Here is a 15,131-nt window from a genome sequence, read left to right on the forward strand (position 1 = left end):
CGCGATATTTTTTAAGGTGATGGCCTCGTCCAGTTTTTGGGCGGGGCCATTACTGTATTCACGAACGAGTGTGTTCGTGTGTGGGTGGGATGCCCGGTGCTTATTACTACCTGACGGGGGTACTGCTACCTGGCGCGGGGTTGCTGCGCCGCCGTCAGGTAGTAATAGTGAGGAAGGTTCGGAAGGCTTCGGCGCCGGTGACTTGTAGGTCACTGTCTGTGTGGACGTAGTCCTCGGCGCGGAGCACCATGCGGTGTTCGGTCAGGACCGTGCCGTTCTGACCGGCAGCGCTTCGATCACCATTGGGGGAGTAGCCGAGCTTCTCCGATACCCGCCGGCTGGCGTCATTGCCGTCGAAGTATGCTGTGTCAAATCGTGCGGCACCGAAGTATCTGGTGAAGGCTTCGATGATCATCCTTCGCATTCTGGTGCCGTATCCGCAGCCCTGTTCAGGCAGCGCCAACCATGATCCTGTCGAGACTGTCCTCGTGAGTGGAAACCGACGTCCGGTCACACCCTGAACTCCGATGGCCCTGCCATTGACTCTGACCGTGAACTCGATCGTCCACTCATCTACGGTGAAGTTCGCTCTAGTGGACCAGTGGTATTGAGCGAGGCTTCGTGCTACCTGCTCATCGGTGCCCGAGTCCCAATTGACGAGGAAGGCTTCGATTCCATCACGTCTCACTCCGCCTCGCGCGATCTGTGCGAGTTCCGGAATATCGGCCTCTCTTACGGGTGAGAGTTCCATATCATCTGATCGCAGATGAAGTGCGAACGGCGGCCAGATCTCCGAGATGTCCATGTGCCTTGTGCCCATTCTTTCGGGTTCAGTGGCCCTGGAACTGCGCGGAAGACTTATATCCCACTTGAAGTGACCGGACAGCGCTGTCCATTATCTGGTCGCTCGGATTGTTGTTATACGGGTCACGGTATGTTTGTGCGCATGAGTCTACATCCATCACTGCAGCCAATCTTCGACACAGTGCTCCAACGTAACCCTGGAGAGTCGGAGTTTCACCAAGCGGTACAGGAAGTTCTCTATTCCCTGGGCCCCGTCGTGGACAAGCACCCCGAATACCTGGAACTCTCCGCGCTCGAGCGGCTCTGCGAGCCCGAACGCCAGATCATCTTCCGGGTTCCCTGGATCGATGACTCCGGAGTCGTGCAGATCAACCGCGCCTTCCGCGTGCAGTTCAACTCGGCTCTCGGCCCCTACAAGGGCGGTCTGCGGTTCCACCCCTCGGTGAACCTCGGCATCGTCAAGTTCCTTGGTTTCGAGCAGATCTTCAAGAACGCCATCACCGGCCTGCCCATCGGCGGCGGCAAAGGCGGATCTGACTTCGACCCGAAGGGCCGCAGCGACCGCGAAGTCATGCGGTTCTGCCAGTCGTTCATGACCGAGCTGTACCGTCACATCGGTGAGTATCGCGATGTGCCCGCGGGTGACATCGGCGTCGGTGGTCGGGAGATCGGCTACCTCTTCGGCCAGTACAAGCGCATGACGAACTCCTATGAAGCAGGTGTGCTCACCGGCAAGGGACTGTCCTACGGCGGTTCCATGGTCCGTACCGAAGCCACCGGCTTCGGCGTCGTGTACTTCCTCAAGGACATGCTCGCCGCCGCGAAGAAGAACATCGACGGTCGCACTGTCTCGATCTCCGGTTCGGGAAATGTCGCAGTATTCGCCGCAGAGAAGGTCACGGCCTTCGGCGGCACCGTCATCACGATGTCCGACTCGGCCGGCTTCATCCATGACCCGGACGGAATCGACACCGAACTCGTCAAGCGCATCAAGTTCGAAGAGCGGGGACGCATCTCCGAATACGTGGAGCAGCGCGGGGGACGCGCGACCTACCACGAGGGTGGAAACGTCTGGGACGTCGAGGTCGACGTCGCACTGCCATGTGCGACTCAGAACGAGCTCGACGGGGACTCGGCTGCGACTCTGGTCAAGAACGGAGTTATCGCCCTCGCCGAAGGCGCGAACATGCCCTGCACGCCGGAAGCCGTGAAGATCTTCTCCGAGGCCGGCGTCCTCTTCGCCCCCGGCAAGGCCGCAAACGCCGGCGGTGTCGCGACCAGTGCGCTCGAAATGCAGCAGAACGCCAGCCGCGACTCGTGGGACTTCGACTTCACCGAGGCGCGCCTGGCCGAGATCATGGGCGATGTCCACGACAGCTGCGCGGCTGCGGCCGACGAGTTCGGCCAGCCCGGAGACTACGTCGCCGGCGCCAACATCGCAGGTTTCATCCGCGTTTCCGAGGCAATGCTCGCCCAGGGAGTCGTCTGATCGTCTGGTCCATCGGCGGCCGGGCGACCAAAGCGCCTGTGCACAGCCGACAGGACGACCGCGATCAGCGCTGACAGTCGAGGCTGACAACCCAAACCACAAGACAGGCTCTGCTCAGAACCGGTGAACTTCTCCACGAAGCCGTCGGTCCTGAGCAGAGCCTCTGTCGTACGCTGTGAGCCCGCGATCGACCCCGATAGCTGTGTCCTGCCTGTCGGTCCGTGTCGACCGTGCTGGGTGGGTTCGTGATCAGGGACCGGTCAGAGCCAGACGAGAAGGTCAGCGCTTTCCGATGGTTCCGTAGCCTTTTCGCCAACGCAGCAGGGGACGACTCGTTCCCGCATCGGCGCCCGCGCCCATGGACACCACCTCCCCGACGACGAGATTGTGGGTCGCAACCTCGAGCACCTCGGTGAGCTTGAGCTCGAACCAGGCGATTGCCTCGGTGAGCACCGGCTGTCCGGCATGAGGGGCGGGAAAAGTGTCGATGCCTTTGAGCGATCCGTACAGTGGTTGGCCCGAAGCGCCGAGGCGTTCGGAGATGTCGCGCTGGTCTGAGTTGAGCAGCGAGATCGCAAAGTGGGAACTCGTCTCCAGAGTCTCCATCATCCGAGAGCCGGAATAGACGCTGACGGCCATCGTCGGGGGATCGTACGACACGTCGAGAAACGAATCGACGGTGATCGCATGCAGGGCACTGCCACGGGTAGCGGAGACCACGGCGACCGCCGCAGCGATGTCGTCGCTGAGCTCGCGGTAGCGTTCTGTGAGGGAATCGTCGTAGGCCTGGTCCATGACTCTCATTCTAGGGAACTACAATGGAGCCATGACCATTCCAGCTTCAGGCGGTTCAGCAACGATCGAGCGCGAGCAGTCCGAGCAGCTAGTCGAGCCCGGCGATCACGAGCGCTTCAGCCACTACGCGCCCAAGGACAAGATCATGGAGTCCATGGTGACCGGGACTCCGCTGATCGCCTTGTGCGGAAAGGTGTGGGTCCCCACGCGCGACCCCGAGCGGTTCCCGATCTGCCCCAAGTGCAAAGAGATCTACGAGACGATGTCCGAAGGACCGCAGGAGTAGATGTCCGCGGATCGTCTCCCAACAGCACCAGGGACCTCCGCGGCAGAACAGCTACCACCGGCATTCCCCGAGCGCGCAGCATGGGGAACGGCGGGAAAGCTGCGTGCCTGGCAGGCTGAGGCTCTCGAACTCTACTTCCAGAAGCAGCCCAAGGACTTCCTCGCGGTCGCGACCCCAGGAGCAGGTAAGACCACCTTCGCTCTGCGGCTGGCGGCCGAACTGCTGGCCCAGCGAGTCGTCAACCGTGTCACAGTCGTCGCTCCCACCGAACACCTCAAGGTGCAGTGGGCCGACTCGGCAGCACGCGTGGGCATCAAGCTCGACCCGCACTTCAAGAACTCCCAAGGCAAACACGCACCCGGCTACCACGGAGTGGCCCTGACCTACGCGCAGGTCGCTGCCAAACCCGTTCTCCACCACAACCGGACGGCCGCCGGCCGCACTCTGGTCATCCTCGACGAGGTCCACCACGGAGGTGACGCCCTGTCGTGGGGCGATGCCGTGCGAGAGGCCTTCGGCCCCGCGGTCCGTCGGCTGTCCCTGACCGGAACACCGTTCCGTTCCGACACCTCACCGATCCCATTCGTCACCTACGCACCCGACGAGAACGGCATCCGCACCTCGGTGGCGGACTATTCGTACGGCTACGGTCGAGCGCTCAAGGACTCCGTCGTCCGCCCCGTCCTCTTCCTCGCCTACGCCGGCGCCATGACCTGGCGGACCAAGGCCGGCGACGAGATGTCGCACGTCCTGGGCGAGGAGACGACGAAGGACATCAACTCGCAGGCCTGGCGCACGGCCCTCGACCCGAAGGGCGACTGGATCCCGGCGGTCCTCAAAGCCGCAGATATGCGATTGACCGAGGTCCGACGCACCGTCCACGACGCCGGCGGCCTCGTCATCGCCACCGACCAAGAGGCGGCCCGAGCCTACGCCAAACGACTGCACGAGATCACCGGTGAGAAGCCGACCGTTGTGCTCTCCGACGAGGCGGGAGCCTCGGAGCGGATCGAACAGTTCCAGAACTCGACCGACCGGTGGATGGTCGCCGTGCGGATGGTCTCCGAAGGCGTCGACGTTCCCCGATTGTGTGTCGGCGTCTACGCGACCTCCTCGTCGACGCCGCTGTTCTTCGCGCAGGCCATCGGGCGCTTCGTGCGTGCCCGCAAACGCGGCGAGACCGCCTCGGTGTTCCTGCCCTCGGTGCCCGTGCTGCTGGCCCTGGCGAACTCGATGGAAGCCGAACGCGATCATGCCCTCGATCGCCCGAAGAACGAGGACGAGAACGATGTCGTCGTCTTCGACGATCAGGCCATGGAGCAGGCGAACCGCAACGAGGGCGCCTCGTCGGACCAGCTCGGCTCCTTCGAAGCGCTCGGCGCCGAAGCCCTGTTCGACCGTGTCCTCTACGACGGCGGTGAATTCGGCACCGGCGGAGCCATCGGCTCCGAGGATGAACTCGACTTCATCGGCATCCCCGGCCTGCTCGAACCCGATCAGGTGCGTGAGCTGCTGAGCACTCAGCAGGCCCGGCAGGCGAAGCGCAAGACCGCGGCGGCTCCTCCGGCCCCTGAGACGGAGACGAGCGAGCTCGAGCACCGAGCGATGAAGGAAGAGCGCAACCAGCTCCAGAGCCTCGTGGGCGCTTGGTCCAGACGTACCGGAACGCCGCACCAGAACGTTCACGTCGAACTGCGCAAGGCATGTGGGGGACCGGCCGTCGCTCAAGCCACGCGGGAGCAGATCCAGGCTCGGATCAAGAAGCTGCAGGGCTGGTTCGTCGGCAAGAAGTGAGCACCGGATGTCGGCAGGGGAGACCCTGTCGGCATGAGGCTGACGAAGCCGCCGAAGCAGACGCAATGTCTGCCTCGGCGGCTTCGTCGATTCGCGGTGGGCCGGGTGTGGATCAGGCGGAGTAGAACACGGTGGGAATGGCGGGCTCGCCGTCCTGCAGGCGCCTGGCCGAACGCGGCAGCTCCGCCAAAGACTCGTCATGTCGGGCGCAGGCCTTCTTCACTCCTGCCGCGCCGATGAACGACTCATCGACCTCACCGTCGACGACGAGATCGACGCTGAGCCGACGGCCTTCGCCGAGATCATCGGGCAGGCTCGGAATGCCGACGGCTTCCTCCACGGCGATCGGACCGTCGATGAGGCGCAGCGCTTCCTTGTGTCCGCCGCGTGAGGGCTTGCCGGAGGAGTTCTTGGCCACCGAGGTCCACTCGCCGGCCTCATCGGCACGAGCCACGAGCTTGTACACCAGGCCGGCGGCCGGGGCACCTGAACCGGTGACCACCCGCGTGCCGACACCGTACGAGTCGACGGGCGAGGCGGCCAATGCGGCGATCGCATACTCGTCGAGATCGCTCGTGACGGTGATCGTCGTGTCGCGGGCGCCGAGGCGGTCAAGGCTCTCGCGCACCTCACTGGCCTGTTCGATGAGATCGCCGGAATCGATGCGCACTCCGCCGAGGTTCGGCCCGGCCAGCTCGATCGCCGTGGTCAGCGCCGCCTCGACGTCATAGGTGTCCAGGAGCAGAGTCGTATCGGTGCCGAGCGACTTCAGCTGAGCGGCGAAGGCCTCCCGCTCGGAATCGTGGAGCAGGGTGAACGAGTGGGCCGAGGTGCCGATCGTGCGCAGACCGTACTGCAGGCCGGCGGCCAGGTTCGACGTCGAGGCGAAGCCGCCGATGACCGCGGCCCGAGCCGCAGCCACGGCCGCATGCTCGTTCGTGCGTCGCCCGCCCATCTCCGCGCAGGGGCGATCGCCGGCCGCCTGAGCCATTCGGGACGCTGCCGAGGCGACCGCACAGTCATAGTTCATCGCCGACAGGATGAGCGTCTCCAAGATGACGCCCTCGGCGAACGTCGATTCGATCGTCAGCAGCGGTGAGCCGGGGAAGTAGATCTCCCCTTCTGCATAGCCGCGGATATTGCCGGAGAACCGATAGTCGGCCAACCAGTCGATGGTGCGCTTGTCGACGATGTTCTCCCTGCTGAGGAACGAGAGCTCGGCATCGTCGAAGCGGAAGTCGCGGATCATCTCGAGGATCCGACCGGTGCCGGCGACGACACCGTAGCGGCGACCTGCGGGAAGGCTGCGGCCGAATACCTCGAAGAGGCTCTTCCGGTGAGCGGCACCGGATTCCAGGGCCGCCTGCACCATCGTCAATTCGTACTGATCCGTGAAGAAAGCCGTCGAATCGGTCCGTGTGAGATCACTCATAGGCGCGATCTTACGTCACGACAGCGTCAGTGTTCTGCCGTATGGTGGAAACGTGAGCAACCCAACGACACCAGTCCTGGAGCCGGAGGTCGACGTCCGACCCTCCGAGAACCTGGCCAAGCCCTGGCGGACCGTGGTCTTCAACGACCCGGTCAACCTCATGAGCTATGTCAGTTTCGTGTTCCAGACCTACTTCGGCTACTCCGAGGAGAAAGCCCACTCACTTATGCTCGAAGTCCATGAGAACGGGCGGTCCGTCGTTGCCACCGGAGGCCGCGAAGCCATGGAACGAGACACCCAAGCGATGCACGAATACGGCCTGTGGGCCGCGTGCCAACCCGATTCAGGATCCGACTGACACATGGCCGCTATCGACGCACGAGGGGACGATGTCGTCCTCACCCTGCAAGACAACGAACGCTCGCTCATGCTCACGGTGTTCACCGATCTTGCGGCTCTGCTGGCCGAAGACAGCGACAGCGATGACGACCGTCCGGACTCGGAGAACTGGGAAGCCCGGCTCGGACTCGTCGACCGTCCCCGTCCGGAGGACCCGGCGCTGCTGCGGCTGCTGCCCGACGTCGATCCCGAGGACGATGAGCGTTCAGCGGAGTTCCGCCGCCTCACCGAGTTCGATCTCAAACAGGCCAAAGCGCACAATGTGCGCCTCGTGCTGCTGGGACTGAGCAAGGGCAATGACATCTCCCTGACACGGGACGAGGTGCTCGCCTGGATGAAGGGCCTCAACGATCTGCGACTCGTCCTCGCTGTCCGCCTCGGGATCGACACCGAGGAGGCGCAGGAGGAGAAGTACGCCCACCGTGAGGACCTCTCCGAATCCGAAGACCTCACCCTGACCCTGTACGACTTCCTGACGTGGATTCAGGACCGACTGACGACGACCTTGCTCGGCCAGACGCAAGGGGATGACGAGATATGAGACTCACCGCAATCGGCACCGCAGGCTCCTTCCCAGGACGCGGCGCCCTCGCCAGCTGCTACCTCATCGAAACCGATGAGGACACACCCACTCGCATCATCCTCGATCTCGGGTCCGGTGCGCTCAGCCCCCTGCAGGAGACGGTCGACACCGATCGTCTCTCCGGAATCGTGTTCAGCCACCTCCATCCGGATCACTGCATGGATATGACCGGCCTCTACGTCAAACACTGCTTCGACCCGAAGTTCTTCAACGGCGACATCTCCGACACGGGAACGATCCGCACGCGCACTCCGGTGTTCGCGCCGGCCGGTGCGAAGGAACGCCTGTCCAGGGCCTATTACACGGATCCCGGAAAGTCCCCGGTGGCCAACGGGGGAGACGACTCGGACTTCGACCACGCCTTCGAATTCACCGACATCGACCACGGCAGTCGTCACCAGATCGGCTCCCTGACCATCGAATCCTTCCTCGTCGACCACCCCGTCGAGGCCTATGCTCTGCGGATCACGGATGCGGCCGGCAAGGTCATCACGTATTCGGGCGACAGCGATGAGTGCGACAACCTCGTCGCAGCGGCAAAAGACGCCGACCTCTTCCTCTGCGAAGCCGCTTTCCAGGAAGACCGCGACACTGCGCGCGGCATCCACCTCACCGGCAAGCGCGCCGGGCGAGTGGCGCAGAACGCCGCGGCGTCCGCGCTCGTGCTCACCCACATCCCGGTCTGGACAGACTGCTCCATCGTTCGCGGTGAGGCGGCCGGGGAGTACCGTGGACCCATCGAGCTGGCGAAGCCCGGAGCCACCTGGACAGTGTGAGCCGGCGACGATCGCCGGCGACCAGCAGACACCACCACCGAGACGAAAGAGGCAGACAGTGCGAGCAGACGGCCGTGCAGCAGACGAACTCCGTGAAGTCCGGATCACTCCGGACTGGATCAATACAGCCGAAGGGTCCGCGCTCGTGGAATTCGGCAACACCCGCGTCCTCTGCGCGGCCTCACTGACCGAAGGCGTGCCCCGTTGGCTCAAGGGCCAGGGCCGCGGCTGGGTCACCGCCGAATACGCCATGCTCCCGCGCGCCACCGATTCCCGCAGCACCCGCGAATCGGTCAAGGGCAAACAGGGCGGACGCACTCACGAGATCTCCCGTCTCATCGGTCGCAGCCTGCGCGCCGTCATCGACATGGACAAGCTCGGAGAGAACACCCTCGTCCTCGACTGCGACGTCCTCCAGGCCGACGGCGGCACCCGCACCGCCTCGATCACCGGTGCCTACGTTGCGCTGGCGAAGGCCATCGACAAGGGGCGCTCGACCGGGCTGATCCCCGCCGCCCACCAGCCGCTCATCGACTCAGTGGCGGCCGTCAGCGTCGGCATCATCGACGGAGAGCCCCTCCTCGACCTGCCGTACGTCGAAGACTCCCGCGCCGAGACGGACATGAACGTCGTCATGACCGGGTCCGGAAAGTTCATCGAAGTCCAGGGCACCGCGGAGGGCGCACCGTTCGACCGCGACGAACTCGGCAAGCTGCTCGACCTCGCCGGCCACGGGTGCACCGAACTCACCCGCATCCAGTCCGAAGTGCTCGCCGGATGACGACCTTCGTCCTGGCCACTCACAACGAGGGCAAGAAGCGCGAGCTGCTGACCATCCTCGGGCCCGTCCTCGGTGCTGACACCCAGGTGCTCACCGCCGCCGAGGCGGGACTCGGCGATGTCGCCGAAACCGGAGTCACGTTCACCGAGAACGCACTCATCAAGGCGCGTGCCGCGGCCGCTGCGACAGGGCACACCGCCATCGCCGACGACTCGGGAATCAGCGTCGACGTGCTCGGCGGTGCACCGGGCATCTTCTCCGCTCGCTGGTCCGGCCGGCACGGAGACGATCGTGCGAACCTCGAACTCCTGCTCGCTCAGCTGGGCGACATCGCGGCCGAACACCGCGGAGCGCAGTTCCGCTGCGCGGCGGCCGCTGTGACCGCCGACGGACGTGAGTTCACCGCCGAAGGAGTCATGCCCGGGCGCCTGGCCACCGAACCCAAGGGCGAGAACGGCTTCGGATATGACCCGATCTTCGTCCCCGAGGGTTCCGAACTCAGTGCCGCCGAGATGACGCCTGAGGAGAAGAACTCACGCTCCCACCGCCGATTCGCCTTCGACGCACTGGCCGCGATTCTCGCCGACGAATCGAATCTCTGAACCTCCTCCTCGAAACGCTCAGCATCTGAACACAGCCGCCTCACCAGCTGAGAACTTCGGATACACTGACGATGCTTGAGTGTTGGCGAACGACCCTCTTCGTGGTCGGCGAAATCGAGGAGAACAATGAAGACTCCGCGCATCATGACGTGGGTGGCGGCAGCGGCCGCCACGAGCCTGCTGATCACAGGCTGTTCGGCCGGAGCCTCCGACACCGGAGGCGATGCGCAGAAGAAGGACTCGATGACGATTGCCTTCACCGCCGAACCGGTCAACCTCGACTTCACCTCCACCTCGGGAGTCGCCATTCCCGAAGCGCTGATGGAGAACGTCTACGAATCGCTCGTCCGGTTGGACGGCGAGGGGGAGATCCAGCCCGCACTGGCCAAGGACTGGACACTGTCCGATGACCGCAAGACCTACACCTTCGAACTCCAGGATGGTGTGAAGTTCTCTAACGGTGCGGACTTCACCAGCGAAGACGTCAAGTACTCCTATGAACGAGTGCAGAAGGACTGGAAGAACGCGCTGAAGTCGAAGATGGACATCGTCGAGTCCATCGAGACCCCGGACGACTCCACCGTCACGATCGAACTGAAGAAACCGTCGAACACCTGGCTGTTCAACCTCACCAGCCTCGTCGGAGCCGTCTTCGACACCGAAGGCACCGACGACCTGGCGAACGAAGCCGTCGGCACCGGTCCCTTCGCGATCGAAAAATTCACACGCGGACAGTCCATCGACTTCGCCGCCCGCGACGACTACTGGGGCGAGAAGCCGTCCCTGAACTCGGTCCAGTTCAAATACTTCAAAGACGCGGTTTCGGCCTCGAACGCCCTGAAGTCCGGGGAGATCGACCTCGTCTCCAACCTCCAGGCCCCCGAACTGGCCGGAGAGTTCCAAAGCGACGACTATCAGATCGTCTCCGGCACTACGAACGGCGAAGTCGTGCTGTCGATGAACAACGCCGAGGGCATCTTCAAAGACAAGAAGGCCCGTGAAGCCGTGATGCATGCGATCGACCGCAAGGCCGTCCTCGACACGGCCTGGGCGGGCTTCGGCGAGCTCATCGGCTCGATGGTTCCCCCGACCGACCCGTACTACGAAGACCTCACCGGGGTGTGGAAGTACGATCCGAAGAAGGCCAAGCAGCTCGTCGACGAAGCCGGGATCAAGGGCGAGGAATTCGCCTTCACCGTGCCGAACCTGCCGTACGCGAAGGCGATCTCCGAAATCGTCTCCGCGCAGCTCGAAGAGGTCGGACTGAAGGCGAAGATCTCGACTCAGGAGTTCCCAGCCGTGTGGTTGGACAAGACCTTCACCGAACACGATTACGACATGTCGGTGATCAACCATGCCGAACCGCGCGACATCCTCACCGTGTTCTCGAAGGACTACTACATCGGCTACGACGATTCGACGATCAAGAAGCTGGCAGACAAAGCCGATACCGGAACCGACGACGAGTACATCTCGGGAATGAAGAAGATCGCGCGGACGATCACCGAGGATGCCGCCTCGGACTTCCTGTTCCTGTTCCCGAATCTCGTCATCGCCAAGTCCGGAGTCGAGGGGATACCCGCCAACCGCGTCTCCGACGCATTCAAGATCGCCGACCTCAGCTGGTCCTGACCGCGCACGTCGATGCTCACCTACGCAATCAACCGCGCGATCCAGTTCGCGCTGTCCCTCCTCGTCGCCTCGGTGGTGATCTTCGCCCTGATGAGCCTGCTGCCGGGCAATGCGGCACAGGTGGCGCTGGGAACGAATGCCACCCCGGAGGCAGTAGCGTCGCTCGAAGCCCAATACGGGCTTGATCGGCCACCTCTCATCCGGTACTTCGACTGGATGGGAGGAATGCTCACCGGAGACTTCGGCACCTCCTACGTCACAGGTGCCGAGATCACTCCCGTCATCGTCGACAGCGTCCAGGTCACGGCGATCCTCGTCATCGCCGCCATCGCCGTGTCCATCCTCATCGCCGTGCCCCTGGGCACCTTCGCCGCCCTCGAGCAGCGCAACTGGATCGGCGTGACGATCTCGGCGATCAGCCAGGTCGGCATCGCGATCCCGAACTTCCTGGCCGCGATCATCCTCGTCATCATCTTCTCTCTGACCCTCGGATGGTTCCCGTCCCAAGGCTGGATGGCTCCGATCGAGGGCCTCGGCGGCTTCCTTCTCCGCCTCGTCCTGCCGGTCGTGTCGCTTGCTCTCGTGCAGGCGGCGATCCTCACCCGCTACGTTCGTTCGGCCGTGCTCGATGTGATGCGGGAAGACTATATCCGCACCGCCCGGGCCAAGGGACTGACCAAGACGAAGGCGCTGTTCGCGCACGGACTGCGCAATGCGGCGATTCCCGTCATCACCGTCGCCGGAGTCCAACTGGCCACCCTGCTGGTCGGGGCCGTGATCATCGAACAGATCTTCGTTCTGCCCGGAATCGGCTCCGAACTCGTCCGCGCCGTCGCCAACCGTGACCTCGTAGCGGTGCAGGGCATCGTCATGGTCCTCGTCCTGCTCGTGCTCATCATCAACCTCATCGTCGACATCCTCGTGCCCATCGTCGACCCCCGGATCAGGAACGCCGCATGAACCCGACCCCGACCAGTGCCCAGAGCCCCAGCGACCACGTCGATCCCGTCGCTCTAGACGCGACCGACGCGACCGCCTCGGCGAAGATCGGGCCGGGCCGGTCCCGCAGGAGCGGACGGCGGGCGAACGCATCGATGATCATCGGCGCGGGCCTCGTCGTGCTCATCGTCGGACTCGCTCTCATCTCCTTCGTGTGGACCCCGTACGACCCGACCACGATCGACCCCGCCGCCCGACTGCAGAGCGGCAGCCTCACCCACCCGTTCGGCACCGACACCTTCGGACGGGACACGCTGACCTGGGTGATGGTCGGGGCGCGGATCACGCTGCTCGTCGGGGTCGTCGCCGTCGGCATCGCCCTGCTCATCGGCACCCCGATCGGAATAATCTCCGCCTTCTTCGCGAAACAGCCGTGGGGAATGTGGCTCGACGCGGTGATCATGCGGGCCAACGACATCCTGTTGGCCTTCCCCGCGCTGCTGCTGGCGATCATCTTCGCTGCCGTCTACTCGCCGGGGACGGGACCGGCCATGGTCGCCGTCGGCATCGCCGCGATCCCCGGCTTCGCGCGCGTCGCACGCTCCGGCACGCTGCAGGTGCTGGGCTCCGAATACGTCCGCGCCGCGCGAGCTTCGAACCGTCGGATCCCGGCCATCGCCGTCGTCCACGTGCTGCCGAACATCGCCGGAATGGTCATCGTCCAGGCGTCCGTGGCCTTCGCGATCTCCGTCCTCGCCGAGGCAGGGCTGTCCTTCCTCGGACTCGGCACCCAGGCCCCGACCCCGTCGTGGGGCCGGATGCTGCAGGAGTCCCAGCAGTACCTGTCCACCCACCCCGAGCTCGCTCTGTGGCCGGGAGTGTTCATTGCACTCGCGGTGCTCGGATTCAATCTCTTGGGCGATGGGCTGCGCGACCGGTTCGACCCGAAGATGGAGGCGCGAGGTGCCTGAGAACCTGCTCGAGGTCCGTGACCTCACCATCACCCCTGCCGGAGCGGACGCTCCGGTGCTCCACGATGTCAGACTCAGCCTGGCGCCGGGCGAGCGGGTCGGACTCATCGGCGAATCCGGGTCGGGGAAATCGCTGACCGCTCAGTCCGTGATGGGTCTGCTGCCAGAAGAGCTGCACGCCCGTGGCCAGGTGCACCTGCAGGGGCACTCCGGGAACCTTCTCGAAGCGAACGAGAAGACCCTGGCCGGGCTGCGCTCGGACATCGTGTCCATGGTGTTCCAGGAACCCATGAGCGCCCTCAATCCGCTCATGCGCATCGGCGACCAGATCGCCGAAGTGCTGCGCCTCCATGGCAAGGCGCCGCGGGGGCAGATTCCGACGCGTGTGCGCGAACTGCTCCGCGACGTCCACATGCCCGACCCCGACAGCGCCCGGTTCGCCTACCCGCACCAGCTGTCGGGCGGGCAGCGGCAGCGGGTCATGCTCGCGATCGCCCTGGCCAATTCGCCGAGGCTGCTCATCTGCGACGAGCCCACCACCGCCCTCGACGTCACAGTGCAGAAGCATATGCTCGACCTCATCGCCGAGAGGGTCTCGGCGGTGGAGGCTGGACTGCTGTTCATCACTCACGACCTCGCGGTCGTCGCCGGAGTCTGCGATCGGGTCATCGTCATGTACCACGGCCGCATCGTCGAGTCCGGCAGCGTCGACGAGATCTTCACCGCGCCCAAGCACGAGTACACGCGGGGGCTCCTGGCATCCTCGGATCTCGAAGCCACAGACGACCGCGGCCGACTCTTCACGCTCAAGACCGCGCTCGCCTACTCGGGGCCGCAGATCGGCGAAGCAGAGGCGTCGGTCGATGTGGAGGAGCCGGGGGATCTTCGTGACGAACCGCAGATCTCGACCCGACCGGATCACACCGGCACGGCCGTTGCGGGGTCGACGGACGAAGACAGCGTCAGGACCACCTCGGTGAGGGATGACCACCGAACCCCCTCGGTGAGGGAATCGGCACCGCTCATCGAGGTCTCGGACGTCACCCGGATCTTCCGCGGACGCGGACTCTTCGGTCGCAGACGATCGGACGTCACCGCCCTGGGCGGGATCGACTTCAGCGTCGCGGCCGGAGCCCGCCTGGGCATCGTGGGGGAGTCGGGATCGGGGAAGTCAACGCTGCTGAACATCCTCTCCGGCCTCGACCGACCGACCACCGGGCATGTGCGCGTCGGCGACATCCGGGTCGAAGCCGCGAGCTCACAGGCTCTGCGCCGCCTGCGCGAGAACCTGCAGATCGTGTTCCAGGATCCGTTCGCCTCGCTCGACCCGCGGATGCGCATCGCCGACATCGTCGCCGAACCGCTCATCGCCGCCGGAGTCGACAAGGACGAACGCGCAGCACGGGTCGAGGAGATGATCGCCGCCGTCGACCTCGACCAGGACTCCCTGCGCCGGTACCCGCACCAGTTCTCCGGCGGGCAGCGACAGCGCATCTCGATCGCCCGGGCCCTCGTGACCAGGCCGCAGATCCTCGTCGCCGACGAACCGGTCTCCGCCCTCGACGTCTCGGTGCGTGCGCAGGTCCTCAACCTGCTCACCGACCTCGTCGACGAGTACGCGCTGACTCTCCTCTTCGTCTCCCACGACCTCGGCGTCGTCAAACACCTGTGCTCCGAGGTCATCGTCATGAGAGCCGGACAGATCGTCGAATCGGGTGCGACGGAGGACATCTACGCGAACCCGCAGGACGAGTACACGCGGCGCCTCATCGCCGCCACCCCGAGCCTGGCCGAAGCACTCGCGGCCGGATAGACCGGCTCGCGCGCAGGGCGCCACGAACCATCGAG

15 protein-coding genes are annotated in these 15,131 nt (G+C 64.6%); 12 read left to right on the plus strand and 3 right to left on the minus strand.

Going from position 1 to position 15,131, the window contains the following annotated elements; all coding sequences use genetic code 11:
- Positions 1 to 154: 154 nt before the first annotated feature.
- Complete coding sequence (locus HIM68_RS00005; protein ID WP_367647391.1) at positions 155 to 820, minus strand: GNAT family N-acetyltransferase; 666 nt, start codon at positions 818 to 820, stop codon at positions 155 to 157.
- 126 nt (positions 821 to 946) lie between these two features.
- Here HIM68_RS00005 and gdhA point away from each other — a divergent pair, with 126 nt between their 5' ends.
- Entirely contained in the window at positions 947 to 2,293 is a 1,347-nt protein-coding gene (gdhA, locus tag HIM68_RS00010; RefSeq protein WP_139907317.1) for an NADP-specific glutamate dehydrogenase, read from the plus strand.
- A 279-nt stretch (positions 2,294 to 2,572) separates the two neighbouring features.
- Here gdhA and HIM68_RS00015 read toward each other — a convergent pair whose 3' ends face one another.
- The gene (locus HIM68_RS00015) at positions 2,573 to 3,088 is read right to left on the minus strand and encodes a flavin reductase family protein (protein WP_139907318.1); all 516 of its coding nucleotides are present in this window, start codon (positions 3,086 to 3,088) and stop codon (positions 2,573 to 2,575) included.
- A 31-nt stretch (positions 3,089 to 3,119) separates the two neighbouring features.
- On the opposite strand from HIM68_RS00015, the gene HIM68_RS00020 reads away from it, so the two are divergent.
- Positions 3,120 to 3,374: a DUF3039 domain-containing protein gene (locus HIM68_RS00020; protein WP_035320920.1), complete on the plus strand. Its 255-nt coding sequence runs from the start codon at positions 3,120 to 3,122 to the stop codon at positions 3,372 to 3,374.
- On the plus strand, positions 3,375 to 5,168 hold the full coding sequence (locus tag HIM68_RS00025; RefSeq protein ID WP_139469693.1) for a DEAD/DEAH box helicase: 1,794 nt from the start codon (positions 3,375 to 3,377) through the stop codon (positions 5,166 to 5,168). It abuts the gene before it with no gap.
- 112 nt (positions 5,169 to 5,280) lie between these two features.
- On the opposite strand, the gene HIM68_RS00030 is transcribed toward HIM68_RS00025, so the two are convergent.
- Complete coding sequence (locus HIM68_RS00030) at positions 5,281 to 6,600, minus strand: nicotinate phosphoribosyltransferase (protein WP_172168599.1); 1,320 nt, start codon at positions 6,598 to 6,600, stop codon at positions 5,281 to 5,283.
- Positions 6,601 to 6,652: 52 nt separating this feature from the next.
- On the opposite strand from HIM68_RS00030, the gene clpS reads away from it, so the two are divergent.
- The 9 genes from clpS (at position 6,653) to HIM68_RS00075 (ending at position 15,096) form a co-directional block, all read left to right on the plus strand.
- A complete protein-coding gene (gene clpS / locus HIM68_RS00035) occupies positions 6,653 to 6,958 on the plus strand; it encodes an ATP-dependent Clp protease adapter ClpS (protein ID WP_101545203.1) in 306 nt (101 codons plus the stop codon).
- Positions 6,959 to 6,961: 3 nt separating this feature from the next.
- The gene (locus HIM68_RS00040; RefSeq protein ID WP_172168602.1) at positions 6,962 to 7,540 is read left to right on the plus strand and encodes a DUF2017 family protein; all 579 of its coding nucleotides are present in this window, start codon (positions 6,962 to 6,964) and stop codon (positions 7,538 to 7,540) included.
- The gene (locus HIM68_RS00045; protein WP_172168605.1) at positions 7,537 to 8,358 is read left to right on the plus strand and encodes an MBL fold metallo-hydrolase; all 822 of its coding nucleotides are present in this window, start codon (positions 7,537 to 7,539) and stop codon (positions 8,356 to 8,358) included. The genes HIM68_RS00040 and HIM68_RS00045 overlap by 4 nt, the downstream gene beginning before the upstream one ends.
- Before the next feature lie 58 nt (positions 8,359 to 8,416).
- Positions 8,417 to 9,139: a ribonuclease PH gene (rph, locus tag HIM68_RS00050; RefSeq protein WP_139469689.1), complete on the plus strand. Its 723-nt coding sequence runs from the start codon at positions 8,417 to 8,419 to the stop codon at positions 9,137 to 9,139.
- Positions 9,136 to 9,741 carry an RdgB/HAM1 family non-canonical purine NTP pyrophosphatase gene (gene rdgB, locus HIM68_RS00055; RefSeq protein ID WP_139469688.1) on the plus strand — a complete coding sequence of 202 codons (606 nt, stop codon included), beginning with the start codon at positions 9,136 to 9,138 and terminating at the stop codon, positions 9,739 to 9,741. The genes rph and rdgB overlap by 4 nt, the downstream gene beginning before the upstream one ends.
- 126 nt (positions 9,742 to 9,867) lie before the next feature.
- Complete coding sequence (locus HIM68_RS00060; protein ID WP_172168608.1) at positions 9,868 to 11,373, plus strand: ABC transporter substrate-binding protein; 1,506 nt, start codon at positions 9,868 to 9,870, stop codon at positions 11,371 to 11,373.
- A gap of 12 nt (positions 11,374 to 11,385) precedes the next feature.
- Positions 11,386 to 12,333 (plus strand): ABC transporter permease, encoded by a 948-nt coding sequence (locus tag HIM68_RS00065; protein ID WP_172168611.1) that lies wholly within the window; start codon positions 11,386 to 11,388, stop codon positions 12,331 to 12,333.
- Positions 12,334 to 12,467: 134 nt separating this feature from the next.
- Positions 12,468 to 13,283 carry an ABC transporter permease gene (locus HIM68_RS00070; RefSeq protein ID WP_245396104.1) on the plus strand — a complete coding sequence of 272 codons (816 nt, stop codon included), beginning with the start codon at positions 12,468 to 12,470 and terminating at the stop codon, positions 13,281 to 13,283.
- Positions 13,276 to 15,096, plus strand: coding sequence for an ABC transporter ATP-binding protein (locus HIM68_RS00075; protein WP_172168617.1), 1,821 nt, complete (start codon positions 13,276 to 13,278; stop codon positions 15,094 to 15,096). The genes HIM68_RS00070 and HIM68_RS00075 overlap by 8 nt, the downstream gene beginning before the upstream one ends.
- The last annotated feature ends 35 nt before the right edge of the window (positions 15,097 to 15,131 follow it).

This window comes from Brevibacterium sp. CT2-23B (assembly GCF_013168765.1).
Lineage (GTDB): Bacteria > Actinomycetota > Actinomycetes > Actinomycetales > Brevibacteriaceae > Brevibacterium > Brevibacterium sediminis.

What these genes read in the sequence shown, in the direction of transcription:
- HIM68_RS00040 (WP_172168602.1), top strand. Translation starts at nt 6,962, where the DNA reads ATGGCCGCTATCGACGCACGAGGGGACGATGTCGTCCTCACCCTGCAA.
- HIM68_RS00030 (WP_172168599.1), bottom strand. Translation starts at nt 6,600, where the DNA reads ATGAGTGATCTCACACGGACCGATTCGACGGCTTTCTTCACGGATCAG.
- HIM68_RS00015 (WP_139907318.1), bottom strand. Translation starts at nt 3,088, where the DNA reads ATGGACCAGGCCTACGACGATTCCCTCACAGAACGCTACCGCGAGCTC.
- HIM68_RS00045 (WP_172168605.1), top strand. Translation starts at nt 7,537, where the DNA reads ATGAGACTCACCGCAATCGGCACCGCAGGCTCCTTCCCAGGACGCGGC.
- HIM68_RS00060 (WP_172168608.1), top strand. Translation starts at nt 9,868, where the DNA reads ATGAAGACTCCGCGCATCATGACGTGGGTGGCGGCAGCGGCCGCCACG.
- rdgB (WP_139469688.1), top strand. Translation starts at nt 9,136, where the DNA reads ATGACGACCTTCGTCCTGGCCACTCACAACGAGGGCAAGAAGCGCGAG.
- HIM68_RS00025 (WP_139469693.1), top strand. Translation starts at nt 3,375, where the DNA reads ATGTCCGCGGATCGTCTCCCAACAGCACCAGGGACCTCCGCGGCAGAA.
- gdhA (WP_139907317.1), top strand. Translation starts at nt 947, where the DNA reads ATGAGTCTACATCCATCACTGCAGCCAATCTTCGACACAGTGCTCCAA.
- HIM68_RS00020 (WP_035320920.1), top strand. Translation starts at nt 3,120, where the DNA reads ATGACCATTCCAGCTTCAGGCGGTTCAGCAACGATCGAGCGCGAGCAG.
- HIM68_RS00065 (WP_172168611.1), top strand. Translation starts at nt 11,386, where the DNA reads ATGCTCACCTACGCAATCAACCGCGCGATCCAGTTCGCGCTGTCCCTC.
- HIM68_RS00005 (WP_367647391.1), bottom strand. Translation starts at nt 820, where the DNA reads ATGGGCACAAGGCACATGGACATCTCGGAGATCTGGCCGCCGTTCGCA.
- HIM68_RS00070 (WP_245396104.1), top strand. Translation starts at nt 12,468, where the DNA reads ATGATCATCGGCGCGGGCCTCGTCGTGCTCATCGTCGGACTCGCTCTC.